General features: G+C 33.1%; 18 protein-coding genes. 9 read left to right on the top strand and 9 right to left on the bottom strand.

From position 1 onward, the window contains the following. Positions 1-8 precede the first annotated feature (8 nt). Positions 9-821 carry a YdcF family protein gene (locus V9L05_RS01870; protein ID WP_338814161.1) on the top strand — a complete coding sequence of 271 codons (813 nt, stop codon included), beginning with the start codon at positions 9-11 and terminating at the stop codon, positions 819-821. Between the two features lie 70 nt (positions 822-891). Here the strand turns inward: V9L05_RS01870 and V9L05_RS01865 are convergent, their stop codons facing one another. Continuing rightward, a complete protein-coding gene (locus V9L05_RS01865; RefSeq protein WP_338791189.1) occupies positions 892-1,842 on the bottom strand; it encodes a nuclear transport factor 2 family protein in 951 nt (316 codons plus the stop codon). Positions 1,843-2,076: 234 nt separating this feature from the next. Next, positions 2,077-2,805, bottom strand: a complete 729-nt coding sequence (locus V9L05_RS01860; RefSeq protein WP_338814160.1) for a hypothetical protein — start codon at positions 2,803-2,805, stop codon at positions 2,077-2,079. Positions 2,806-3,022: 217 nt separating this feature from the next. Here V9L05_RS01860 and V9L05_RS01855 point away from each other — a divergent pair, with 217 nt between their 5' ends. Further along, the gene (locus V9L05_RS01855; protein WP_338814159.1) at positions 3,023-3,613 is read left to right on the top strand and encodes a hypothetical protein; all 591 of its coding nucleotides are present in this window, start codon (positions 3,023-3,025) and stop codon (positions 3,611-3,613) included. Positions 3,614-3,709: 96 nt separating this feature from the next. Here the strand turns inward: V9L05_RS01855 and V9L05_RS01850 are convergent, their stop codons facing one another. Then, on the bottom strand, positions 3,710-6,142 hold the full coding sequence (locus tag V9L05_RS01850; protein WP_338814158.1) for an endonuclease MutS2: 2,433 nt from the start codon (positions 6,140-6,142) through the stop codon (positions 3,710-3,712). A gap of 539 nt (positions 6,143-6,681) precedes the next feature. Between V9L05_RS01850 and hisD the strand changes: the two genes are divergently transcribed. From hisD to V9L05_RS01815, 7 genes are all read left to right on the top strand, one after another. Continuing rightward, on the top strand, positions 6,682-7,953 hold the full coding sequence (gene hisD / locus V9L05_RS01845) for a histidinol dehydrogenase (RefSeq protein WP_338814157.1): 1,272 nt from the start codon (positions 6,682-6,684) through the stop codon (positions 7,951-7,953). A gap of 159 nt (positions 7,954-8,112) precedes the next feature. Then, positions 8,113-9,990, top strand: a complete 1,878-nt coding sequence (locus V9L05_RS01840; protein WP_338814156.1) for a SpoIIE family protein phosphatase — start codon at positions 8,113-8,115, stop codon at positions 9,988-9,990. Between the two features lie 98 nt (positions 9,991-10,088). Beyond that, positions 10,089-11,093 (top strand): tRNA dihydrouridine synthase DusB, encoded by a 1,005-nt coding sequence (gene dusB / locus V9L05_RS01835; RefSeq protein ID WP_338791196.1) that lies wholly within the window; start codon positions 10,089-10,091, stop codon positions 11,091-11,093. A gap of 55 nt (positions 11,094-11,148) precedes the next feature. Then, positions 11,149-11,631, top strand: a complete 483-nt coding sequence (locus tag V9L05_RS01830; RefSeq protein WP_338814155.1) for a gliding motility lipoprotein GldH — start codon at positions 11,149-11,151, stop codon at positions 11,629-11,631. A gap of 76 nt (positions 11,632-11,707) precedes the next feature. Beyond that, positions 11,708-12,409, top strand: a complete 702-nt coding sequence (gene hisA, locus V9L05_RS01825) for a 1-(5-phosphoribosyl)-5-[(5-phosphoribosylamino)methylideneamino]imidazole-4-carboxamide isomerase (protein WP_338814154.1) — start codon at positions 11,708-11,710, stop codon at positions 12,407-12,409. Positions 12,410-12,459: 50 nt separating this feature from the next. After that, complete coding sequence (gene hisF, locus V9L05_RS01820) at positions 12,460-13,230, top strand: imidazole glycerol phosphate synthase subunit HisF (RefSeq protein WP_338814153.1); 771 nt, start codon at positions 12,460-12,462, stop codon at positions 13,228-13,230. Between the two features lie 147 nt (positions 13,231-13,377). Continuing rightward, positions 13,378-14,139 carry a DUF3891 family protein gene (locus V9L05_RS01815; RefSeq protein ID WP_338814152.1) on the top strand — a complete coding sequence of 254 codons (762 nt, stop codon included), beginning with the start codon at positions 13,378-13,380 and terminating at the stop codon, positions 14,137-14,139. A gap of 386 nt (positions 14,140-14,525) precedes the next feature. Here the strand turns inward: V9L05_RS01815 and V9L05_RS01810 are convergent, their stop codons facing one another. The 6 genes from V9L05_RS01810 to V9L05_RS01785 form a co-directional block, all read right to left on the bottom strand. Next, positions 14,526-15,338, bottom strand: a complete 813-nt coding sequence (locus V9L05_RS01810; RefSeq protein WP_338814151.1) for a peroxiredoxin-like family protein — start codon at positions 15,336-15,338, stop codon at positions 14,526-14,528. Between the two features lie 164 nt (positions 15,339-15,502). After that, positions 15,503-16,135: a DinB family protein gene (locus V9L05_RS01805; RefSeq protein ID WP_338791202.1), complete on the bottom strand. Its 633-nt coding sequence runs from the start codon at positions 16,133-16,135 to the stop codon at positions 15,503-15,505. A gap of 123 nt (positions 16,136-16,258) precedes the next feature. Next, complete coding sequence (locus V9L05_RS01800; protein ID WP_338814150.1) at positions 16,259-17,671, bottom strand: S-layer homology domain-containing protein; 1,413 nt, start codon at positions 17,669-17,671, stop codon at positions 16,259-16,261. A gap of 159 nt (positions 17,672-17,830) precedes the next feature. Beyond that, entirely contained in the window at positions 17,831-19,366 is a 1,536-nt protein-coding gene (locus V9L05_RS01795) for an S-layer homology domain-containing protein (protein ID WP_338814149.1), read from the bottom strand. A gap of 107 nt (positions 19,367-19,473) precedes the next feature. Beyond that, positions 19,474-22,527, bottom strand: a complete 3,054-nt coding sequence (locus tag V9L05_RS01790; RefSeq protein ID WP_338814148.1) for an S-layer homology domain-containing protein — start codon at positions 22,525-22,527, stop codon at positions 19,474-19,476. A 137-nt stretch (positions 22,528-22,664) separates the two neighbouring features. Next, positions 22,665-25,874 carry an S-layer homology domain-containing protein gene (locus V9L05_RS01785; protein WP_338814147.1) on the bottom strand — a complete coding sequence of 1,070 codons (3,210 nt, stop codon included), beginning with the start codon at positions 25,872-25,874 and terminating at the stop codon, positions 22,665-22,667. Positions 25,875-25,954 lie beyond the last annotated feature (80 nt).

Genomic DNA, 25,954 nt, shown 5'->3' with positions numbered 1-25,954 from the left:
AAAATACTATGTTTTTCTTTTTATCAAAAACGTTATTTTATTTTTTGATGCCCATTACTTGGGTTACATTTTTTTTATTGATAGCTGTTTTTATCAAAAAATGGCGCATAAAATCACTGAGAATAGGTGTCGTTTTGTTTTTGTTGTTTACAAATCCTTTTTTTGCAAATGAAATGTATTTACTGTGGGAAATTCCACCAACACCAATAAAAGAGGTCAGAAATTATGAAGTAGGAATAGTTTTGACAGGAATGAGTAATGCAGGAAAAGAACCAAAAGACAGGATTTATGCAGGTTCAGGTATTGATAGGCTCTTGCAAGCTGTTCGTTTATATAAAGAAGGTAAGATAAAAAAAATAATGATTGTTGGAATGTCAGAAGAAATAGACTGGATAAGTGGTAAAGAAAAACTACCGAAACGAACCTATAAATACAAGGACATGTTAAAATCTATGTGTATAAAAGAAGAAGACATTTTGATAGAACCCAAATCAAAAAATACATACGAAAATGCACAGTTTTCAGCACAATTTTTACAAAAAAATAAAGATAAATTAAATTTAACATTTACCTCTGATTCAATCCATCAGGGTCAAATTTTAGTTATCACTTCGGCTTTTCATTTAAGACGCTCTTTAGGCTGTTTTGAGCAAGCAGGATTACAAGTTGATGGTTTTTCTACAGATTTTATAGCTACTGAAAGAAAAAATATGTTTACTATTTTGAGTTTGATTCCGACAGAAGATGCAATGGCAAAATGGGGAAAGATTATTCACGAAATAATAGGCTATGTAGTGTATGACTTAACAGGGAAATTATAAAAATAAAATCAATAAAAAAGCACTTTCTATTTTTTAGGAAGTGCTTTTTTGAGGTATGAAAAAATAACATTTATCTTTTCAAATTGATATTTGTACAGTTTTCAGAATATACATCATATTTGAGTATAGACATAATAGCTAATACTTCGTCATTAGGATGAGATTTTGCTATTAAATCTCCTTGAGTTCCATCTGCATTTTGTTTGAAGATATCACCTGTTTGTGTCCATTTATAAACATTGTCACCTACTCTTACAGTGCGTTCGCCACTCTGTCCACCCTGATTTTCGTACAAAAATTCAAAGTTACTTACCATAGTAGAGTAATTTTTTCCACTAGGAACAATTGTCTTTACCAAATAATTTCCAGAGTTTACGCCTGTGCTAGACTTATAGAGTTCACATGAACAAATTCCTTTGATGCGCTCATCTTCTGTTCCGATAACTGAATAATGAGCAATTTTCCAATCACTAGTTTGCTTTTCATTTCTGAAAACCATCGAAACCGTTTCAGTTCCCTTAGACCAAATTTCTTTATCTTTTGTAATTGTATATTCTACGACATAAACAATAACACCGATTGCTCCTTTTACCTCATTTTTCAAAACTTCTTTTATAGAATAACTTATCTTTAAGCCTTCTGTACGTGTGATTTTGGTCAAATAACTCAAAAAACCTTCATAATCACTATTCAAAACAGAACCTCTATCTGAAATATTGAAAGTAACTAATGTAGATGTAACGTCTTTTGCCATGTGTTGCATCACTGATTTTACGTCTTTAGTATCACCTAATTTTGAATAAGCATCTGCAAATTCCATCAAGTTTTTCTTAATAATTACTTCAGCAGCTTTGTCTCTAGCTTTTTGTTTTTCTTCTTCACTTATTTTTGAATTTTTTTGAGCGTAGACTGTAGAGTAAAACAATGAGGAAGAAAACAATAGTAATAATACAAAACAAATCTTAGAAAGGGAGTTTTGAAAAGTTCTCATTGAATGAGAAGGAGATGATGAATATATCATGAAAGTATAAATTTAAGAATGAGTTTGGATAAATAAAATTAAGGATTAAATAAAATCACTACTTATCCAACAAATACATTTTGAAAAATAGGTAACAAAAAATGATTATGTAAAAATAGGTTTTTAGAGAGAAATAATAGGTTTTTTGCTTTTTTTGGAATTAATTAATGAGATAAATATCGGTTTTACAAGAATTAATCCAACGAAATATAAATTTCGTTAAAATTATAGGAGTTATTTACTAATTCCATAGAAAAGGGTAAAAAATGCAGAGGGGAAAATTTGCTTGTTTTCTGCTAATCCCATAATCTCTATTTTTTTTGAGTAGGCATCAATCATCATCCCAGCTTCAAAACCTACTTGAGAGCCTTTGAAAGCACTAAACTCTAAAGCGAGAGATGTTTTTAGACTAGCTCCTAACTGAATTTTGGCATCTGTTATACGTTTTCCAAATGAACTTGTGCCTATTACAGCTTCAAAAGAAGTATGGACATTTGGGTCATACTGTTCAGTTCGAATTATTTCATTAGTAAATTGATAATCAATAATATAAGGTGCTACAATGCCAATAGTTGGACCTACTGCGCCAATAGCATTTACTTGAATACCACGTTCTTCTGCCTTTCTGAACAAAACCCATTCTCTACCATATTGAGGACGCAAAACATACAAAAAGTTACGTTTACCAGGTGTAAAAAATTCACCTGACAAGCGACTTGCTCTTCGTTGTTCTTTGGGGTGTCTTACATCAACAAGCTCTAATGAAAAGCTATGAAACATAGTTTCATTTATTGCTTTTGAATAACGAAAAGAAAAACCACCAATCAGACCAGATTGTGTATTCAAATTAATACCATAAACAAACTGAGTTTCATAATCAAAATCATCAGCATTACTTTGTGAAAAAGAAGGAATACTGATAAACATAAAAAATGCTGTGAGAAAGAAGAATAAAAATTTCATATATACTAAATAGTTAGAAAATAGGCAAAATACTTTGTACTGCTTCAATGTTAAGTGTTTTTTTTGTAAATATACATAGAAAATTATCTTAATAGATTAACCTAGAAAAACGAATTGTGTTTGAATACGGTTTTTTTATCAAAATCTATATAAATAGAATAGTATTTGCTTTCTTTGCTAAAAATAATTTTCTATCTCCTACAAAAAATAATCTTATATGTTAGCTCGCAATAAAATAAATTATTTTCTATTACTTACTTTCTTCTTCCTAATAAGTGGATTTTTAAATTCATTATTTGCTCAAGTTATTATTTCTGATGAAGAAAGAAAATTATTTACAACCATAGAAAATCTTGAACCTTTAGGAATTGTATATGAAAATGCAAGTGCAGGAGAAGAAATAGAAAAGGAAGATTATGGGGATGGTTCACTCCTTTATACATACGAATTTGAAGATTCTGATTTATGGTTACACGAACTCTTATGGGTAGAATCATCTGCACAAGCAGCAAATTTTACGTATGAAGCCTATGGAGAAGCTAGTAAAACTTACCTTTCAGAAGGACTTATTCTTTCAGCTTTTAGAGTTATCAACTTATCAAATTCGAATGCAGAGGTAGTAGTAGCTGATGTTTATAATGAAAAACAAAAAAAAGTAGGTGCTATTGTTCGATTTAAAGAGCGAAATATAAGTGGTATGCTTATTTTGATAGGAATGGAATTTCAGGAAAGAGTAATAGAAAAATTTCTGAATACAGAAATGCAGCAAATGAATCAAGCGTGTTCGAAACTCTCACTTTGGAGATAAAAAATAAAATAATTCCTATATTCTTCTCTAGTCTAAAAAACTATTGACAGCCTTGTGAAAGGACTGTCAAAGTTTATAAATAGATTAATTAGTTGATTACTTCAAGGCTACCAAAGTAACACCTGCGCCACCTCTATCAGCATGTTCATCTTTGATACTCTGAACTTGTGGATACTGGCGAAGTGCATCCCTAACTACCTGACGCAAAATACCTTCACCTTTCCCATGCAATATTCGAAGATTTTTTTGAGAAAGCATGACAGCATCATCCATAAACTCAGTTACTATTGGGTTTACTTCTTCGGCACGCTTTCCACGCACATCCAAATCTGGACTAAAATGTAAAACTTTGTTATGAAGTGTAGAGCCTGAACCTGAACCCGAATTAGTAGTAGAATTCATATTTCCTGTAATAGAAGTAGGTAATATCTTTTCATCTACTTTCTGCAAACGATTCATTTTTACAGTAGTTTTGAGCGAACCAATACGAAGTAAGGCATCTTTATTTTTAATTGAAAGAACTTCTGCCACAGCCGTTTGTCCTTTTATCTGTACAAAATCACCTTGTTTTATTTCAGTATCTACATAACGAATCATTTCTTCATCGTTTTTAGGAAGTTGTTTTTCTTCTGATTCGTATTCTACTCGGTTGAGTTCGTCTTGTAGGCTATCCAAATCTTTTCTGACTGACTTTGTAATTTTCTTGTCAGCTTGTTGTTCTTTAATAGTTCGGATAGTGTTTTCGATGCGTTGATTTGCCTTTTGTAGTAAAGCCTCTGCTTCTTTTTTAGCTTCTTGCATATATTTTTGCTTATTTTTCTTCAAATCATCTTTCAATGCTTGATTTTCTCTAAGCAATTTGTCTACTTCCAAACCTTGTTTTCTGAGGGAAGTTTGTTCTCTATCTAAATTCGAACGCTGTTTTTCCAATTGTCTTAATAATCGTTCTACTTCTAACTGTTCGCCACCTAGTTTTGAATGAGCTGATTTAATAACATCGGAAGGTAGACCAATTTTTTTAGCAATTTCTAATGCAAACGAACTCCCTGGCTTTCCTATTTCTAGTTTAAAGAGAGGTTCTAATTTATCTACATCATAACGCATCGCTCCATTAACAATAAACTGCGATTTTTCTGCCATAAACTTCAGATTCGCATAGTGAGTCGTAATTACAGCATACATTCTCTGTTTTTCAAACTCTTCTAAAATGGCTTCTGCTATCGATGCACCTACTTGTGGCTCTGTTCCTGTTCCAAATTCATCTATTAAAGCAAGTGTTCGTTTGTTTCCTGCAATAAGGAATTTTTTCATGTTATAAAGATGCGAACTGTATGTACTCAAATCATTGTCAATTGATTGTTCGTCGCCTATATCTATGAAAAGCTGATCGAAAATACCAATCTTTGAGCCTTCCTGTACTGGAATAAGTAAGCCACTTTGAAACATATATTGTAGCAAACCAACTGTTTTTAAAAGAACTGATTTACCACCTGCATTTGGTCCTGAAATAAGTAAAATTCGTTGATTTCCATCTAAAAACAGTGTATTTGGAAGAACTGTTTTTCCTTGTTTTTTATATGATAAATAAAGAAGAGGATGGTAGGCATTTTGCCAATCTATCAAAGCACGTTTTTGAAAATCTGGATTTATGGCATTTAATTTTATGGCAAAACGAGCTTTTGCACGAATAAAATCTACTTGAGCCAAAAATTCATACGCATACTTTAATGTATATAAATGAGGACGTAAAAACGTTGTGAGGTCAGTCAGAATACGCACAATTTCGAAACGCTCTTGGTGCATAAACTGTTTAATATCGTTATTCAAATCTACAATTGCTTCAGGTTCTATAAAAATAGTTTGTCCTGTTGAAGAGGTATCATGAACAATTCCTTTTAGCTGTTTTCGATATTCTGTTTTGATAGGAACTACCATTCTGCCTTCTCTGACAGTTGTGTCGACATCAGAGCGTAAATAATCGTTTTTTCGAAGGTCTTCTACAATAGAAACTAGTTTTTTTCGAAGTGTGACCTGCGTTCTGACAATGGCTTGACGAATTTTTTGAAGTTCTGGCGAAGCATTGCTTCTCATCTGTCCTTTATCATCAATTACTCTTTCTATATCTTGAATGACTTCATAAGGAACTTCTATATCTTGACACATAGATTGCAGGCGTGGAAATTCTTCTTTGGGCTGTCGTCGAATTACCCTTAAAGTCTGATATAATGTATCTAAAGAGCGTTTGACATCATAAAATTCACTTTCTGTAAGGAAATTATTGACAATTGAAGCCTTTGCCAGATAAGCTGTTACATCAAAATAATAACTTTCTGGTGGACTTTGCCCTGTTTCTATGAGTTTTTTAAATTCTTCAGTCTGTTCGGTAAGGCTGGCAATGGTTTCATAATCATTATGAAATTCCATTTTATCTATAAGCTGTCTGCCCAAAATTCCTTGGCATTCATCAGCTAAAAGTTCTCGGACTTTATCAAATCCTAATTTTGATTCTATATTTTCGGGATAAACCATGTTCAGTTATCAGTAATCAGTGAAACAGTGACCAGTTAATTTCAAGTAGCTGACAGTTTAACTTCGTTGAGGGCTGAAGCCACTTCAACTGTCAGAAATAGAGTGATTCTTGTGAAACTGTTTTAGTATTTTTATTTTGTAATGCTTAGATAAACTCAATAACCCATTTTCTTTAGTTTTGATTCAAAAAGATAAAACTTTTTTTGAAGAGTTTGTAAATCAATGACTTTTGTTTCAATAATTTGTTGAAAATTCTCTAAGATTATAGATTATTTTGTTTACTAATAAGAATGATATAGCTTCAATAAAACTTCTGATAGATTAAGCAGATAAAAATATAAACAAATTTTAAAACACTGTATTAACAGGAACGTCATTGTCAGTTTCTGACCGACGAGATAGTTAATTAATCACCCAATTTTGAAAAAACTAACTTCATGACTACTTTTGTCTAACATTATGGTTTCTCAAAAGATTAGCTTTTTTTGATTCAAATTTATATCTAATGTTTATTTAAAATTATAGCCTTTATTTTTCCAATGAAAATATATAACCAACCTGCTCGCAACGAGTGGGAATCTATCTGTACTCGTCCTACTTTTTCTTTAAAACAAATTGAAACACAAGTTCAAAATATTCTACAATCTATTAAAGAAGAAGGCGATACAGCTCTCAAAAAATTTACAAAAGAATTTGATAAAATAGATATAGAAGATTTTAGAGTAAGCGTAGAAGAACTTCAAGAAGCTGAAAGTCTAGTTTCTGAGTCACTCAAAACGGCTATTAATCACGCTTATAAAAATATTTTAATCTTTCACCAAAGTCAACAAGACCAAGTAAAGAAAGTTGAAATTACAAAAGGAATTACATGTTGGAGAAAAAGTGTAGGTATAGAAAAAGTAGGTTTGTATATTCCGGGGGGAACTGCTCCTCTTTTTTCTACTGTTTTGATGCTTGGAATTCCTGCCAAAATTGCTGGCTGTAAGAATGTAGTTTTGTGTTCTCCTCCCAATAAAGAAGGCAAAATTCACCCTGCTATTCTCTATGCTGCTCATCTTGTAGGTGCAACTGATATTTTCAAGATTGGAGGCATACAGGCGATTGGTGCAATGGCGTATGGAACGGAGTCTGTGCCAAAAGTATATAAAATTTTTGGTCCTGGAAATCAGTATGTAACGGTTGCCAAACAACTTATTCAAAATGAAGGAATTGCAATTGACATGCCTGCTGGTCCTTCTGAAGTAGCTGTTTTGGCTGATAAAAGTTGTGTTCCTAGCTTTGTAGCTGCTGATTTGCTTTCTCAAGCCGAACATGGAAAAGATAGCCAAGTTATTTTGATGACAGACAATGAAGAAACAGCAAATCAAATAAAAACAGAAGTCAAAAAACAGCTAGAATCACTTCCTAGAAAAGAATTTGCTCAAAAATCGTTAGAAAATAGTCGTTTTGTTGTTTTGAAAAACAGACAAGAAATTTTAGATATGAGTAATTTTTATGCTCCTGAGCATTTGATTATTGCCCTTGAAAATCCAGAAGAAGCAGCCGAACATATCATTAATGCAGGCTCTGTGTTTTTAGGAAATTACACACCTGAGTCTGTTGGAGATTATGCTTCTGGCACAAATCATACCTTGCCAACAGATGGACATGCAAGAGCTTATAGTGGAGTTTCATTAGATAGTTTTGTCAAAAAAATTACATTTCAATCTCTTACAAAAGAAGGACTGAATCAAATTGGACAAACAGTAATTGAGATGGCAGAAGCAGAAGAATTAAAAGCTCATGCAAATGCTGTTCGTGTTAGATTATAAAAGATAGAAATGCTGTCAAGGCTTGTTGATTTGAACCTTGGCAGCTACTATAAAATAAAATTTCGTCATTGATTTTTAATTTCTTACATAAAATAGCGTTATATTTGGGTTAGAATATGTTTTTTTTAGTAATCCTTCTATCTATTCTAATCAGCAACAATGCGAAATTATTTATTTAGTTCTTTTTTATTTTTGGTTTTTCTATCATTTTTTGTGTTTCCTACAAAAGCTCAGTTTGTAACAAATGATGGTGAAAGGCTGACTGTTGAAATGTGTTTAGAAAAATCTGAAGAGCGCAAAAATCAAGGTGATTATAGAGGAGCAAGTGATTTTTTGAATAAAGCAGCTCTAATCCATTGGGACAAAAAAGAATTGCGACCAGCCATTACTTATTTTCAAAAGTCATTAATTTTCAATCAGAAAGTAGATAATCAGAGTGGAATGTATGGCATTTATAGTAACCTTGCTACTATTTATGCCGATTTAGAAAAATTTGATTCTGCACTTATTTTCTTCCAAAGAACATTAGAAGGACGAAAAAAACAAGGTATAAAAGAAGCTATTATTTCAGCTCAAATAAATACGGCTGTTGTTTTAAATAATCTCAAAAGACACGATGAAGCAGCCAAGCAACTAGTAGATGGATTAAGTTTAGCAAAAGAATCCTTGGATTTGGAACAAATGAGAAGCATTTATGGAATGCTTGCCGAAACCTACGAAAAAGCAGGAAACTCTGAAAAAACAAAAGAATATTTTGAATTGTATCGCAATTTTCATGAGATGTCACAACAAAGAAAAATGGCTGTTGTGAGTGCAGAAGCAGACAAAGCAAGACTACAAGCAGCTTTAGCAGAAACAGAAAAACAACGAGCAGAATTAGAAATTGCCTTAAAAAACACCAAATTAAAAGAACAAGAAAAAAATATTGAAAATAAAAATGCAGCTTTAGATAAACTAGAATCTAATTTTACAAAACAAGAACTAGCCTATAAAGTCCTTCAACAAGAAACAGACTTACAAGAAGCCAAGTTTGCCCAAGAACAAGCCGAAAATGAACAGAAAATAGCAAGACAAAGACTTTATATCGGAGGCATTGCAGCTATTTTATTACTTGCTCTAGTAGGAATTATTTTTATTTATAGAAGCAGGCAACAAAAAAAGAGAGCCAATTTAGAATTACAAGATAAAAATGACGAGATTAGTTTTCAACAAATGCACATCATGCAACAAAACCATGAGTTAGCGAAAGCTGTAAATGAAATTGAAGATAAAAATCATCAAATTACATCTAGTATTACTTACGCAAAACGCATTCAAGAGGCAATGCTTCCCAATATTGCCAATATTCAAAAAGCACTACCCGAATCATTTGTCTACTTTCGTCCTCGTGATATTGTAAGTGGCGACTTTTACTTTTTTCATCATTTTGAGGAAGAACAAAAAGTAGTTTTAGCTGCTGTTGATTGTACAGGTCATGGCGTACCAGGAGCATTTATGTCTATGATAGGAAATGAAATTTTGAGTAGAATTGTAGCAGAAAATAATATATGTTCGCCTGCAAAAATTCTGACTCAGTTAGATAAAGGAATCACGACAGCTTTACACAAAGACGAAACAAATATCCATGATGGAATGGATTTAGCTCTCGTTTGTATAGATAAAAAGAATAAAACCCTTACTTTTGCAGGAGCAAAAAACCCTATTTTTTATATCCAAAATAACCAATTAGAGGTAATAAAGGGCGATAAGATGCCTATTGGTGGTTCAGAAATAGAACATAAAAGTGAGTTTACAGAGCATGTTATTGATATTTCTACTCCCACTACATTTTATATTTTTTCTGATGGTTTTCAAGACCAATTTGGAGGAGAGCGAGGACGCAAGTTTATGGTAAAAAACTTTAGAGAGCTACTATTTGATATTCATACAGAAGATACAGCAGAACAAAAACAAATTCTCTATCAAACTTTTAAAAATTGGATAGGAAACGAACATAAACCAATTGACGATGTACTTGTAATTGGTGGTAGAGTTTAGAATATTTATTCTGAATGACGTTTGAAATAGTATTTTTTGTAAATTTGTAGTGTTAAAATTAACTTTAAATAAAAAGTAAGAAGATAAGATAAAATAATATGGTAAAGATTGGAAATGTAGAGTTAGGCGACTTCCCCCTTTTGCTTGCACCGATGGAAGATGTAAGTGATCCTCCTTTTCGTGCTGTCTGTAAAGCCTGTGGTGCAGATATGATGTACACCGAATTTATTTCGGTAGAAGGATTAATAAGAGATGCAGATAAGAGTGTAGAGAAATTAGATATTTTTGATTACGAGCGTCCTGTTGGTATTCAAATTTTTGGTGCTGAGCTAGATTCTATGCTTTTGGCTACCGAAATTGTTGAACGAGAAAATCCAGAAGTTTTGGATATAAATTTTGGTTGTCCTGTCAAAAAAGTTGTCTGTAAAGGTGCAGGAGCAGCTATTTTGAAAGATATTCCTAAAATGGAACTCTTATCAAAAGAAATTGTAAATAAAACCAAACTTCCTGTTACGGTAAAAACTCGTTTGGGTTGGGATCACGATTCTATAAAAATTTTAGAAGTTGCAAAGCGTTTGCAAGGTGTTGGTGTTCAGGCACTTTCTATTCATGGACGTACTCGCAAGCAGATGTATACAGGAGAAGCTGACTGGTCGTATATTGCAGAAGTCAAAAATAGTCCTGATATTCATATTCCTATCTTTGGAAATGGTGATATTGATTCTCCTCAAAAAGCATTAGAATACAAAAATCGTTTTGGTGTTGATGGAATTATGATAGGACGTGCAGCCATTGGTTATCCTTGGATTTTTAGAGAAATAAAACATTATTTGGCTACTGGCGAGCTTTTACCACCTCCAACATTAGAAGAGCGTTTGGACATTTGTAGAAAACATTTTATGTTTTCTTTAGAATGGAAAAGAAGTGAAATAACAGCAATTAATGAAATGAAACGTCATTATGCAGCTTATTTTAAAGGATTAAGAGGAATTAAACAATATAGAATGCGACTTGTTCAGTCTAGTAGTTCACAAGAAGTATTTGATATTCTAAACGAAATTGAAACTCAATATGCAGGAATAGAGTTTGTCCACGAATATTAATCAATAAAATTACCAAACAGACAAAATGTCTGTTCTACATTAAACCAAAAATATCATGAAATTTATCAAATCTGTTTTTCCAGTCATTACATTAGCTGTTTTGTTTTTATTTTCTTCTTGCGATGAAAACAATATTTATAGAAATCATGAAGACGTAAATTCGGTAGGTTTTAAGTGGAATATGAGCGATGAGAAAACCTATAAAGTAAATGTAGAAGAAGCAGGAATGTATGATATTTCGATAGAATTACGTCACGGAATAGCCATTCCTTATCAAAACCTTTTACTTACACTTACTTACGAAACTCCAGATGGAAAAGCATCTGAAGAAAAAGTAGATTTTACATTACGTGATGCTGGTGGACGTGCAGTAGGCGAAGGTGTAGGCGAAACGTATGATACAAGACAAGTGGTGATGTCTAATTTCGAATTAGAAAAGGGAACATATACTTTCAAAATAAAACATGCAATGCCAAAACAAGACCCTATAAATCCAGTCTTGGAAGTCGGTTTGGTAGTGGATAAAGTAAAGAAATAAATCTGTAGCGTACCTTTTAAGGTGCGAAAATGTAATGTAGCCTTTAGGCTGCGATTTATGATTAGATAAAATAACTATGAATCTTCAACTCATTCCTGCCATTGATTTAATTGATGGTAAATGTGTTCGTCTTACGCATGGCGATTATGACACACAAAAGATATACAATTCAGACCCTTTAGACCAAGCCAAAATCTTTGAAGACAAAGGAATAAAACGTCTTCATATAGTAGATTTGGATGGCGCAAAAGCTGGACAACCAAAACACTTACAAATTCTAGAAAAAATTGCTTCTCAAACTGATTTAGTTATCGATTTTGGTGGAGGAATCCGTCATTCTGATTCTATTAAAAGTATTCTTTCTAGTGGTGCAAAAATGGTAAGTGTAGGAAGTGTAGCTGTAAAAAATCCAGAACTATTTGAAAGTTGGCTTACTGAGTTTGGTGGAAATTCTATTTTATTGGCTGCTGATGTTCGTGGTGAAAAGCTACTTACAGATGCGTGGAAAAAAGAAAGTGAATTTACCATTTTTGAGTTTATTGAAAAATGGAAACAAAAAGGACTTACCCAATTTTTTTGTACTGATATTACCAAAGATGGCGCATTAGAAGGCTTAAATACTGACTTTTATGGAGAATTAAAAACTAAATTTCCAGATCTTACAGTCATAGCTAGTGGAGGAGTAACCAGTCAAGATGATTTAGTTTTGCTTGATAAATTAGGCGTTGATGGTGCAATCGTAGGAAAGGCAATTTATGAAAATAGAATTACTATTTGATTTTATAATTCATTAATAATTTATCATTCACAATTAATAATTCAAAAACTTTGTTATCCAAAAGAATAATTCCCTGTTTAGATATAAAAGATGGTCAGACTGTAAAAGGAGTTCAGTTTGAAGAACTTCGTTTTGCTGGCGACCCTGTTGAGTTAGGCGAAAAATACGCAAAAGAAGGAGCTGACGAACTTGTTTTTTTAGATATTACAGCCACGCATGAAAAGCGAAAAACACTTAAAGAACTAGCTCTCCGAATTGCCAAAAACTTAAATATTCCGTTTACAGTTGGTGGTGGTGTGAGTAGCGTTGAAGATGTTTCTGTTTTGCTAGAAGCTGGTGCAGATAAAGTTACCATAAATTCGGCTGCCGTTCTGAATCCAAACCTCATTGAAGAAACTTCCAAACGTTTTGGTAATCAATGTATTGTCATTGCGATTGATGCTAAAATGAATGTTTCAGGAATAAACAAAGGAAAATGGGAAGTACACACAGGAGGAGGACGAAAAAATTTAGGAATTGACCTTTATGAATGGGCAAAAGAAGCACAAGAACGAGGAGCAGGAGAAATTTTGTTTACCTCAATGAGTCACGACGGAACAAAAAATGGTTTTGCTTGTGATGTCTATTCAAAATTGAGTCAAATTTGTAGCATTCCGATTATTGCAAGTGGAGGAGCAGGAACTACACAGCATTTTGTAGATGTTTTTAATGAAGGAAAAGCGGATGCTGCCCTTGCTGCCAGTATTTTTCACTTTGGAGAAATTCCTGTTCCTGTTTTGAAAAAAGAACTTTTTGAGAAGGGAATTCATGTTAGGATTTAAGAGAAGATTGGAAATTAGGAATTAGGAAAAAGGCTACTTTTATTAAACTTGTTTTAATAAAAGTAGTTATAAATTGAAATTTCATACAATAAAAATGCTATTGTAGTTACTTCTACCTTCCTAATTCTAAATTCTAAATTGGTATCTATGATTGTCAATACTTCTACTCAAGGTTGGGAAATAATTTTTCAACGAGCGCACGGACTTTTGGCTTCCAAAATTGGTTTTTATTGGCAAAAAAAAGAACGTCCAGAAAGATGGTTAGAAACGCTTACAGCCATTGCCGAACACGACGACGAGCAAATCGGTTGGAAAGGAATGTATCATATCACAGAAGCTGGCGCACCTCAAGATTTTTCTTTATCCAAATTTTCATTAGAACAAGCACAGAGGATTGCAGCCGTTTCTCGTTACAAATCTCAATGGATTGCCTTGATGATTTCGATGCATTTGTCTTATTTATATGAACCTTTGAGAGAAGAAAAAGCTGCAAAAGAAGCAGGACTGACTTTGAAAGAACACAAAGAAACGATTGAATTTTTGGATTTACAGAAAGAAAATCAGAAGTCATTTCGAAAAAAATTGAAAGTAAATCAACAAGAAGCTCAAAAAGCCTATAATCTTATTCATTTTTGTGATAGATGTTCGCTTATTTTATGTAGACAGAATATTCCCGAAGACGGACGTAAAGTAGAAGTTTTTATTTTGCCAAACGGAGAAAAAAGCTATTTATATCAACGAGAAGACAAAACAATTTGTATTACACCGTGGGTTTTTGAAGAATCCGAATTTGAGGTAAAGGTAGAAGTGCATTGTCTTGCTCAATTAAAATTTGAAAATGATAAAGAATTAGCCAATGCGCTTCCGTCTGCTACAATTATAGAAAAAAAATGGTTTTTTAGGAAGTAAAATTAGACCCTAAGGCTAGGCTGTTTAGAATTTCAAAAATTCTTCCTAGAAAAGATGATTATTTTAAATCATTTTATTTTTGTAGAAATTTAGCTGCGTAGCTGCGAAATATTGGTAGAATCGAAAAATATTAAGTTCAAAAAGCTGCGTAGCTGCGTAAGATTGTTGTTTGGTATTTGAAAGTCATTAAATTTCAACATTTCGCAGCTACGCAGTTCTAAATACGGAAATTAATTGATTCTCTACACCCGAAGGTCAGCGAGTCAGCGAAGCTAAACATTACGCAGCTATGCAGCTAAAATACGCTACATTTTTAAAAATCATAATTACAAAACTGCACGAAAAAATAACCAAATTATAAACACCCTACCCTAAGGGTCTGTATTTTATTTCATATCCTTTACTTTCTGCAATACTTCTCTAGGTTCTGCACGCTTTTTATAATCTGCATCTAAGAAAGCATATACAATTTCATTTTCAGAATTTATAATATAGGTCGCAGCCAAAGGCAATGTATAAGAAGCGTCTCCATTATACTTTTCTAAACCCATATTTTTATAGGCTTCTCTGATAGATTCGTCCAATGGAAAAACAATTCCATAGTCTTTGGCTACTTTATTTCCTACATCACTCAAGACTTCAAATTCTAACGCATTTTTCTCTTTTGTAGAAAGTGTACTATCTGGAAGTTCGGGCGTAATGGCAATTAACTCAATATTTTCAGCTTTTATTTCTGGTAAAATATCTTGCCAAGCAGCCAAAGTAAGATTACAATATGGACACCAGCCTCCTCTATACCAAGTAATAATTGTATAACCATTTTTTGTTTTGTCGGCTAAAGTTATTTTTTGTCCTGTTGCATTTGGAAGTGTAAAATTAGGAGCTTTATCACCTTCTTTTTTAGAGTTGCCTATAATTCCACTTGCAGCTACTTTTTCGATGGCAGCTTCATACGTTTTTACTTTTTCTGGGTCTGCACGCTCTTTGAAAGCAGTTGCTTTATTTTCTAGTTGTTCGGTGAGTGATTGCATTTGTGTTTGGTTAGTTTCATCTACAAGCACTTCTGTCTTTGGTGTTGTTACTTCTACTTGTTCTTCGCTTTGTGCTTTTTTGTTATTGGAACATGAAAAAAAGCCAAAAGTCAGCAATAAAGAAAGAATAAATAAAATTTTTGATAACTTGAATGTTTTGTTAGTCATTTTGAAATGAATTTTCTAAAAAAATATAATTGATTGGTGTATTTCTTTCCCTCTATTTTTCTTGTAAAGATATATAAATCAGAACGTTTGTTCCAATTAGCTATGAAAAATTTGTAATTAAATAACAAATCCTTTTATTGTGAGTGAATAAAAGGATTTGATAACTAGTTTTTTAATTGCGTATTTGATAAAATATTTTTAATTTGAATAAAGTGTCTAATTTCATGGTTTATCACAAAACGAAATGTATCACCCAAATTAAATTTCAGAAGAGGAAGCGTAAGAGAAACCTTTGTTTTGTTCCAATCTACCTGTTGAGCCTTTTCTAAAAGTCGCATAAATTCATTTTGGTCATCGATAAAAGTGTCCAAAACTCGTCTATCTACGCCACTATGAATTGGGTTTTTGTCTTTGAAAGTCTTCATTTTGTTTCCAATTCGCAAAGAATGATTTGCTGTCGGACTTTTATTCTCACTTATCGAAACGATTCCTTTCTGAACAGGAAGCATAGAATTAGCTGAATAATTTCCTAAAAATCCACTTTTGAAAATGTAATCTTGATTTGATGTGAGTTTGTTTTTGTCTATTTTTTCATCAATTCGCTTTTCAATCTCTTCCAAATAAAAAATACTATATCGATTCAGATGTTCGATACATTCTAAGACAGTCCAACTTTCTGTATTCGGACGAAAATTTAATTCATCATTTGATAACTGTTGAAGCTGAACTGTTTTTTGAAGAATTGTTTTGATTTCTTCAATTAGACTCTGATTAAGTTTTGAGGTTTGTATTTTCATAGAGAAAGAATTTTAATAGTTTGATTATTTACTACAAAAATACAAGCCTTTATACTTTAAAACATTGATTGAAATCAAGAATTTGAAATAATCATAATTTTATACTACTTGATACTTATTCTTCTATCTATTAATTCTTTGTCTAAATAAAGCAAGTGTAGTCAAATCTTTGCCAATTCCGATGCGTGGAATAGAGTAATTTGCTGGTGCATTTTTATAACCAAAAAAGTTGACTGCAAACGCTATTTTGAAATAAGTAGGAGCTTTTCTTGTTACTTCTTCACTATATGAACCAAATGGATAGGCTAAATACTCACAAGTTTTATTTAACTGGCTTTCAATAGTAGCTTTTGAGTTAGCTAACTCACTTTGTACTTGTGTAGGAGTCATATTTTCTAAATACCCATGATTTACAGTATGCGATTCTACTTCAAAAAGTGAATTTGCTTCAATACTACGCAACTGATTCCAACTCATTTTTGAGTGTGAACCTCCTGTAGTTCCTACAAAACCTGTATGAACAAAAAAAGCAGCTTTAAAATTATGTTGCTCTAAAATAGGTAGCGCATTGGTGTAGTTTCCAATGTATCCATCATCAAAAGTAAGCAAAACACTTTTTTGAGGAACAACAGCATGATTTGTAACTACCTCATAAAATTCATCTAAAGAAAGCGTACGATAGCCTTGAGACTTGAAGAAATTCATTTGTTCGATAAAATTAGGTGTACTTACATCACTACCATATATAGGATTTGTCAAAACCTCGTGATACATCACTACCAAAGGCATTCTATCATACGTTATCAAATAGGGATTTTTGTAGTCTGTAGCTCTATTTTGCTTCACCAAAGCACGATAAAGAATTACAGAAACTTCTCCACGAGTAGTATTTTCATTTGCTCTGAAATTACGTTTGTTTGGATAGTTAGCGACCAAATTATTGATTGTGGCATTAGCTATGGAAGGTTTCGCCCATGTTGCTAGTTGAGAAGCATCATCATAATAAGAAGATAAACGAGCTACATCTCCACCTGTCAGATTAAGTCCATTCGAAATTGCTACTAAAGATTGTGTACGAGTAAGATTTGCAGTAGGTTGAAATGTTCCATTAGGATAACCTGAAAGAAAACCACCACGATACGCCTTTTGAATGGCATTGTATGCCCAATGTGTTGTAGGAACATCAGGAAATTCGATGGCAGGACGTATGGGGGAAGGATTCAAGATACTTGAAATAAAAGCTGCAAACTCTGCTCTTGTTAAGAAATTATTTGGCTTAAATGTTCCATCTGGATAACCTGAGGCATAATTATTAGAGATAAGGTAATTCATTTCAAAACTTGCCCAATGTCCATTAATATCAGAAACAGAAAATACTTGTTGAGGAGTATTTGGATTTGAAGAGGAAGAACTTGTTTTTTGATAGGATTTGGCAGAAGTCTCAGTGCAATCATGATGAGAAGCATTCTCCATAATCTCTTGATTTATAATTTTCCCTTCATCTACACAAGCAGAGAGAGAAAATATAAAAAACATCAAAAATAATTTGATGCATATTTTACTTGATTTATAATTAAATTTTAACATTTTATTAATTAGGTTTTAAAAAAACAACCTTTTGTATTTATAATCCAGTAGCCAAACTATCAGCAGTGATGGATTTTGTACAAAAGGTTGTAGTATATTATTTATGGCTTAGTTAGTAGAATAAACTCTGTGCATCCAAAGTAAGCCATCAGGAGAGAAAGCTGCACGAATAGCACTTTTCCTATATCTAGTAGCTTTTCCGATTGTTTGACCACGAGTATATCCAGAACTATAAGCTACTTGATCCCATTTTCCATATGGGTCATGAACATAATAATAATCAGCATCATGCCCTAAAAACACTAAAACATGTCCAAAACTTGTAGTATATCCATGAGCAATAACAGGCTTTCCTTGGTCTAATAAAGTCTCCATTTGAGCTAATGTACCATTCTGCTTTCCTTCTACTCGTACATTCAAACCAAAATAAGCCGCTTCAGAATTGAATACAGCTTGTAAACCAGACACAGTTTGCGCTCTATCTTTTCCATATTCTCTAGTTATGTCATCAGGAGTAGTGCTTCCACCATAATAATTAATTACCATGGCAATAGAAGTATTCTGACAAGAAGTACCAGGATACAACGCATTATTACGTTGATAGAAATAAGGTACATTTTGCATAAAAGGACTAGCTTGACGCACGTCGATAGTTTGATTACGTGCTTTTACTAATGTAGAACCATTATATCCTTCTACACGAAGAACACGAGCTATACCAGCATTATTGATAGTAGCTGTAAAAGAATAAGAACCATTACTTGGAGTAGTACCTAATGGATATCCATCTATAAAGAATTTGAGTAGGGTAATACCTGTACTTGTACCTGAAAATGTAACAGGACTTCCTGCATCTACAGGACTTGGATAATTTAGAGAAAAATCTCCTGTAACAGGTGGTGTGCTAGTAGGATTTACTAAATACTGATTTGTATAAGAAAGGTTTCCATTTGTTCTCTTCATAGCACAATACATCAATGCAGTTGCATCAGCTCGTGTAGCATTTTTGAGTGGAGTAAATAGAGTTTTTGTAGGATAATTCAATACCAATCTATTCGTTAGGGCATTTGCCACACTTTGTTTTGCCCAAGTTGGAATCTCTGCATTATCTGTAAAAAAAGTAGTTAAATTAGTTACATTTCCTCCTGAAACAGCCAAACCATTTGATATAGCAATAACAATTTGAAGTTTACTGATATTTTGATTGGGCATAAATGTTCCATCAGGATAACCAGATAAAAAACCAGCCTTTGCAGCTTGTAAGATATTGTTTTTTGCCCAGTGTGTACTAATATCTGAAAATGTAATAGTTGAATTTTCAGGTTTTGGAGTTGGATTAAGACAACCCACAATCATTGTAGCAAATTCAGCACGAGTAATCGTATTATTTGGCTTAAATGTTCCATCAGGAAACCCTGACATATAGCCATTTGAAGTCATATAATTAATTTCTGTTTCTGCCCAATTTCCTGCTACATCAGGCATAATTGCCATTACTTGATCTGATGAGTTTTGGTTGGAGTGTTTTTGCTTGTTGTGATTAATTGAGTTTGTTGCAAGATTTTCTGTCAAAATTTCATCTTGACTACAACCTCCAAATAATAATAAGACAATACCAATAAGAACTAAATTCAGTGTTTTCATGAAAAAGTTTTTGTTTAAATGTAATTGAATAGGGGATTTTTTTTAAGACTTTTACAAAAAATAATAGCACTATTTTTTTGTAAAAGTCTTATTTTTATTAAAAAAAATTAATTTTTAATAAATCTAACCGTTTGTGTTTGGGCAGTAGAAATAATGCGCAAAATATAAGTTCCTGTCTGAAGATTGAGTTTTGATAAATCAAATTCTTCTTGAAACATTCCTTCTTTGCTATCTTCATTGAATAATAGTGAAATTTCTTCTCCTAAGACATTATACAATCGTATCTCAACAGGAGTAGATTCTTCTAATAAGAATTTCAATTTTAAATTATTACCCTCTAATGGATTTGGATATAAGACTAGACTTTGGAGTGATTTATCTTCTGACTTTGCAGCCACTTTAGAAGCAGGATTTGCAGGCACAACAATATAGGTATTGAATAATTCGGGAGCACGATTTAGATAACGTAACGCTTGATACATTACCACAGTAGCATTTGCTCTTGTACTATTATCATTTGGCTTGTAATAGTTTTTATCAGGATGATTTGCTACAAAACGATTTGCTATTCCATTTGTAACCGAACTAGTAGCCCAAGCAGGCACATCATTTTTATCTGTAAATAGATTTAATAATGTACTTGTTCCTCCTGTTACTCCTAGTCCATTTGAAATAGAAAGTGTTACTTGCATTCTTGTAATAGGGTCATTTGGTCTGAATGTTCCATCTGTATAACCACTCAAATAACCTGCACGAGCAGCTTTCAAAATGTTTGCTTCTGCCCAATGTCCACTAATATCAGTAAAACTACGACTCGCCACAGTAGGGTCACTTGAAATACTTGGGTCAATAATAACAGCTATCATTGTCGCAAATTCGGCACGACTTGTCGTGTTATTTGGACGAAATGTATTATCAGCATATCCTGACATAAATCCATTATTCAACATATAACGAATTTCATTTTCTGCCCAGTTACCTGTAATATCTGTTATAGCTGGTGTGCCAATAGTAATATTTGCATTGGCTACATTAGAAAAATTACCTGCTGCATCTCTTACAATAGATTTTACTTGTCCAGTTGCAGCTAAATTAGTACGCAAATCTTTTCCATTTGTATTTCCTACAGTTACTGTAACACCAGTGCTACGACCTTTATATACTTTCAAATCATCAAACTCTACATTTGCTTGATTAGTACGAAGCGAAATATAACTTCCAGAAGTAAGTGGACTAGAATCTGTCCATTCTGTGAGTAAAGCATCATTTCTAAACACTTCAATTTTACCTGTGGTGGTAGAATAAGCTACTTTGTAATCTGCCCAACTTGTACCTACAGTAATAGAAGCACTTGCACGAGTATTGAGTGTATTATTAATAGTTTCATAAATAGTAACAGAACCCCCATCTTCTGAGAACCAAACTAAATAAGAGTTTCCTCTTTCAGAATCCGTTTGTGAAGCCATAATATGAATTCCAAAACGACGGTTTCCAGTTGTACTGTTGAGTTTTGCAGCAAAATTATATAAATAACTTTGTCCGTTTGTTTGAGATAAAAATGTAGATAAAGAAGTATTTGTACTTGTGGTATTTGATTGAACCAAACGTCCAGAAGAATTTGCAGTCCATGTGCCTGCACCTACTGTATAATCTGAATGAAGCGAACCAGTAGAAAAATTATCATTATAAAAACCATTGCCACGATTAGCACGAGTTTCAGAGGCATAATTTTCTAATACTTGATAGAAACGACCTGTTACAGCTACATTATCAGCATCTGTAAAAGTAGCAGAAAAATCACTTGTTGCACTACTCGGTGCTGTAATGCTTGTTGTTGGATCTACTGTGTCTGATGGTGTGCCTGTTCCTGCTGTATATTTATAGCCTTGACGAGGTTGTCCTACATCAGAAAATGTTCCTATTGTGGGAGAGTTTCCACCTGCAGCACGCCATTCAAAATGTAAATGATCACCTGTAGAAGTTCCTGTTGTTCCTTCAATTCCTAGAACTGCTCCTTGACTAACACTCTGTCCTGAACTAGTTAAAACTTGTTTCATGTGAGCGTAATAGGTACGAGTTCCGTCAGAATGTTGAACAATTACTAAATTTCCATAGCCACAACCACAATCTCCTGCTGAAGTTACTGTTCCTGCTGCTGCTGCACGCAAATTTTGGTCTGCATTATCAGGGGTATCAAAATCAACGGCTGCATACCCATGTTGTCCAATTCCATCATAAATAGAAGTTCGTGAACCTGTTGGAGAGTGAGAACCTGTTGGAGCAGGACTTCCATGGCGAGAAACATAATAAGCTCTTCCTGAATCCCACGGTAAGAAATAATCAATAGTAGAAGAAACTCGGTGTTCATCCTTTGTTTCATTTGGGGAAATTTTATGAACTTTTATGTCATTATTTTCCTTTTCTTTAACCCAACCCGCTAACTGTAAAGGTGTTTTATCCTTTTTGTAGGTAGACTTTTCTTTTGCTTCTTCAATATTATACACCATAATCTCATCAGCATAGCCGTGTAATAAATCTCTTTTGGCTTCATTACTATTGAGATATAAAAAATAATTTCGGTCAGGAGAAAGCATCGGAGTAGTAAAATAATCTTTCGAAATAGATAATTTACTCATCTGCTTTGTTTTTAAATCATATTTCCAAATTCCTTCATGGTCAAAATCTGTATCAAATTTTAGCATTTCTAAATAAAATGCAGATTTATCAGCACTCCAAGCTATTGGTTTGAAAGAATAATTTTCTTTAGGAGTAGTTTTTTGATTCAGCAAAAGCGTTTTTTGATGAGTATCTGCATCGTAGAACCAAAGTGAAAATTCTGTTCCTATTTGAGTACGTTCCATATAAATCCACGTATTAGAATAAGGAGATTTTAGTCCTTGAAAAAACACCCAATCTTTTGGAATAGAAAGCTCTGCCGAAATATCCTTTGGAAAAAGAGCAATTTTATCAATTTTGACAAAATCATCTTGTTCGTATCTAAGATTTTTGCCTATATTTTTAGTACTATGTTTTTTAAGATTTGTATTCATCAAATCATTTCCATTATAGAAAGCAATTTGAGCATCTTGTGCAAGAACATTTCCTGCTAGGGTTATTCCAACACCTAAAATAAGATTTTGAAAAATTTTTGAAAGTTTCATATTTTTTTAATTTTATTATTTAAAAGGGAATAAAGAAGTCAATGAATCATTTTTTCAGATTAAATCTTTTTTAAACTGATTCATTGACTTCTTCTATTTTTGTGAAATTGGGTAGCTTAAAAGTATTCTACTACATTTTATAGTTTTACTAAACGCAATGTTTGAGTTCTTTCTTTAGAAGAAATTTTGATAATATACGTTCCTGCTTTTAAGCGAAGAGTAGAAAGTTCGAATTCTTCTTTGTGAGTTCCTGCTTCTTTATTTCCTTGATATAAAATAGAAATTTCTTCTCCTAAAATGCTGTATAAACGAATGCTTACATCAGACGCTTCTTTCAAAGAATAAGCTACATTTAAGCGAGAGTTTTCTATTGGATTTGGAAATAAAGACATCTCTGCTAAGATATTTTCATCTAATTCATTTGTAGTGGCAGCCACTTTAGAAGCAGGATTTGCAGGCACAACAATATAGGTATTGAATAATTCTGGCGCACGACTCAAGTAACGCAACGCCTGATACATCACTACAGTAGCATTTGCTCTAGTGCTGTTTTCATTTGGTTTGTAGTAATTTTTATCAGGATGATTTGCTACAAAACGATTTGCTATTCCATTTGTAACCGAAGTAGTAGCCCACGAAGGAACATCATTTTTATCTGTAAATAAGTTAAGCATAGTGCTTGTTCCTCCTGTTACTCCTAGTCCATTTGAAATAGATAGAGTTACTTGCATTCTTGTAATAGGGTCATTTGGTCTAAATGTGCCATCCGTATAACCACTCAAATACCCAGCACGAGCAGCTTTCAAAATATTTGCTTCTGCCCAATGTCCACTAATATCAGTAAAACTACGACTAGCCACAGCAGGGTCACTTGAAATACTTGGGTCAATAATAACAGCTATCATCGTCGCAAATTCGGCACGACTTGTTGTGTTATTCGGACGGAAAGTATTATCAGCATATCCTGACATAAATCCATTATCTAACATATAACGAATTTCATTTTCTGCCCAGTTGCCTGTAATATCTGTTATAGCTGGTGTGCCAATAGTAATATTTGCATTAGCTACGCTAGAAAAGTTTCCTGCTGCATCTCTTACAATAGATTTTACTTGTCCTGTTGAAGCTAGATTAGTACGCAAATCTTTTCCATTTGTATTTCCTACAGTTACTGTAACACCTGTGCTTCTTCCTTTATACACTTTCAAGTCATCAAATGCTACATTGGCTTGATTGGTACGAAGCGAGATATAACTTCCAGAAGTAAGTGGACTAGAATCTGTCCATTGCGTCAATAAAGCATCATTTCTAAACACTTCAATTTTACCTGTGGTGGTAGAATAAGCTACTTTGTAATCTGCCCAACTTGTACCTGTAGTAATAGAAGCACTTGCTCTTGTATTCAAAACATTATTTACTGTTTCAAGAATACTGACTGTTCCACCATCTGCCGAAAACCAAATTAAGTAAGAGTTTCCTCTTTCAGAATCAGTTTGAGAAGCCATAATATGAATTCCAAAACGACGATTTCCAGTTGTACTATTGAGTTTTGCAGCAAAATTATACAAATAACTTTGTCCATTCGTTTGAGATAAAAATGTAGATAAAGAAGTATTTGTACTTGTGGTATTTGATTGAACCAAACGTCCAGAAGAATTTGCAGCCCAAGTACCTGTTCCTACTGTATAATCTGAATGAAGCGAACCAGTAGAAAAGTTATCATTATAAAAACCATTGCCACGATTAGCACGAGTTTCAGAAGCATAGTTTTCTAATACTTGATAAAAACGACCTGTTACACCCACATTATCAGCATCTGTAAAAGTAGCAGAAAAATCACTTGTGGTGCTACTTGGTGCTGTGATACTTGTTGTTGGATCTACAGTATCACTAGGTGTACTACTACCACTTCTTTCGATTCCCCCAGGATTGTAATAGTGGTCAAGAATCCAGCCATAAGTTTTGTTTTGCTGACTTGCCCAGCGTTGAGAACCCCATTGTGAAAGACCTCTTCCGTGTCCGAACGATGCATTACCAGCGTTAATAGCATCAGAAATACAAGGCCAACCTTGATACGTATTTACTGAACAAGAAACACCATTAAAACCTGTGCCTCCTGTACCTGCAAAACCATCTCCACACCCAGAGTTATTATTTTCTGCTGAATATTCTGTAAAAGCAATTTTGGTATTATCACACTCACGAACAAGCACTTCACCTGCTGTAAATTGTGCTGCTGCACGACAACGTGTAGTAGTTCCTGATACCCATACTTGACGACAAGTCGTGCTACTAATATCGTAATTTGATCTAATTGGATTCAAAACGTGGTTTGCTCCATAACTGCGATAAGCCACAGCTCCAGAACGTAATGAATTATCGCTCCAGCTTGGAATCCATTCATTATCAATACCTTGCTCAACATACGACTCCAAACTCATAACTGTAACACTTGAACAAGAATTACATGAACAATTCAAGCCTACACGAATACTTGAGGGAACTACAAGTGCTTCTACTCTTGAAACTTCCTCTGTCGTGGCAGGATTAGATTTGTGATTGTGGTTGTCGTTAAGACGAATGTTGTTACTTGCGTTATCTTCTTCTCTTGTTTTGTCGAAAAAACCGTGAGAAAATGTCTCAGTTTCAGTTGTGGTTGTACTACTTTGTTTCATTTCCGAAGTTGCAGCAGTCATAGCAATTTTGAGTAAATAATCTTCACCCAACACTCTGAAATCTTTGAGTAAGTGAGTTGTAAATCCTTGTTTAGAAAAAGAAATTTGAATTTTTTGATGATTATTTAATAATCCTTCTATTGTTTGAATAGCCTCAACATCAAAAGGAATAGAAAACTCATAAAAACCATTTTTATCTGTATAAGCAGTCGCATTTAAAGTTGTTACTTTTACATTTGAAACAGGAAAACCAGTTTCTTTATCACTTACAAACCCTGAAATAACTGAAGTTTTCTCTTGTTTTCTTAAATTTTGGAGAGAAAAATTTGTTTTAGGTAAAATTGGATCTAACTGAATTTCCATTTCCAAACCTTCTTCTACAGAAGCTAATTGATAATAGGTCTCAATAGGACTATATCCTTCTGCACTAACTCTAATTACTTGTTTTTGAGTGTTTTTTTGAATAAATACTTTTCCTTTTTGATTAGAAGGAATTGAATTTTTAGAAGAAGATAAAATTTCTATTGTGGCATTCGGAATGCTAAAACCTGTTTGTTGGTCAGTTACTCGTATTTCTACGAAATTTTTTTTCGTATTTTGAGCAAATACTTGAGTAAATGATGAATAAGAAAATGCACACAGCATTCCCATTAATATAATTAATCGGTTCATTGTAATTGTATTTTTGATGGAAAGAAAAGAACGCAAAAAATAAAATACGTTCTTTTGTAAAAATCGATAAAGAGAAAAAA

Source organism: Bernardetia sp. Wsw4-3y2 (genome assembly GCF_037126295.1).
Classification (GTDB): Bacteria; Bacteroidota; Bacteroidia; order Cytophagales; family Bernardetiaceae; genus Bernardetia.
This window is presented reverse-complemented; position numbering and strand designations above follow the sequence as displayed.

Bases quoted from the DNA above. Each gene is read 5' to 3' on its own strand.
- V9L05_RS01830 (WP_338814155.1), top strand. From the start codon at position 11,149: ATGAAATTTATCAAATCTGTTTTTCCAGTCATTACATTAGCTGTTTTG.
- V9L05_RS01840 (WP_338814156.1), top strand. From the start codon at position 8,113: ATGCGAAATTATTTATTTAGTTCTTTTTTATTTTTGGTTTTTCTATCA.
- V9L05_RS01810 (WP_338814151.1), bottom strand. From the start codon at position 15,338: ATGACTAACAAAACATTCAAGTTATCAAAAATTTTATTTATTCTTTCT.
- V9L05_RS01865 (WP_338791189.1), bottom strand. From the start codon at position 1,842: ATGATATATTCATCATCTCCTTCTCATTCAATGAGAACTTTTCAAAAC.
- V9L05_RS01855 (WP_338814159.1), top strand. From the start codon at position 3,023: ATGTTAGCTCGCAATAAAATAAATTATTTTCTATTACTTACTTTCTTC.
- V9L05_RS01870 (WP_338814161.1), top strand. From the start codon at position 9: ATGTTTTTCTTTTTATCAAAAACGTTATTTTATTTTTTGATGCCCATT.
- V9L05_RS01800 (WP_338814150.1), bottom strand. From the start codon at position 17,671: ATGTTTTTTATATTTTCTCTCTCTGCTTGTGTAGATGAAGGGAAAATT.
- V9L05_RS01795 (WP_338814149.1), bottom strand. From the start codon at position 19,366: ATGAAAACACTGAATTTAGTTCTTATTGGTATTGTCTTATTATTATTT.
- V9L05_RS01805 (WP_338791202.1), bottom strand. From the start codon at position 16,135: ATGAAAATACAAACCTCAAAACTTAATCAGAGTCTAATTGAAGAAATC.
- V9L05_RS01785 (WP_338814147.1), bottom strand. From the start codon at position 25,874: ATGAACCGATTAATTATATTAATGGGAATGCTGTGTGCATTTTCTTAT.
- V9L05_RS01860 (WP_338814160.1), bottom strand. From the start codon at position 2,805: ATGAAATTTTTATTCTTCTTTCTCACAGCATTTTTTATGTTTATCAGT.
- V9L05_RS01790 (WP_338814148.1), bottom strand. From the start codon at position 22,527: ATGAAACTTTCAAAAATTTTTCAAAATCTTATTTTAGGTGTTGGAATA.
- V9L05_RS01815 (WP_338814152.1), top strand. From the start codon at position 13,378: ATGATTGTCAATACTTCTACTCAAGGTTGGGAAATAATTTTTCAACGA.
- hisD (WP_338814157.1), top strand. From the start codon at position 6,682: ATGAAAATATATAACCAACCTGCTCGCAACGAGTGGGAATCTATCTGT.
- V9L05_RS01850 (WP_338814158.1), bottom strand. From the start codon at position 6,142: ATGGTTTATCCCGAAAATATAGAATCAAAATTAGGATTTGATAAAGTC.
- hisA (WP_338814154.1), top strand. From the start codon at position 11,708: ATGAATCTTCAACTCATTCCTGCCATTGATTTAATTGATGGTAAATGT.
- dusB (WP_338791196.1), top strand. From the start codon at position 10,089: ATGGTAAAGATTGGAAATGTAGAGTTAGGCGACTTCCCCCTTTTGCTT.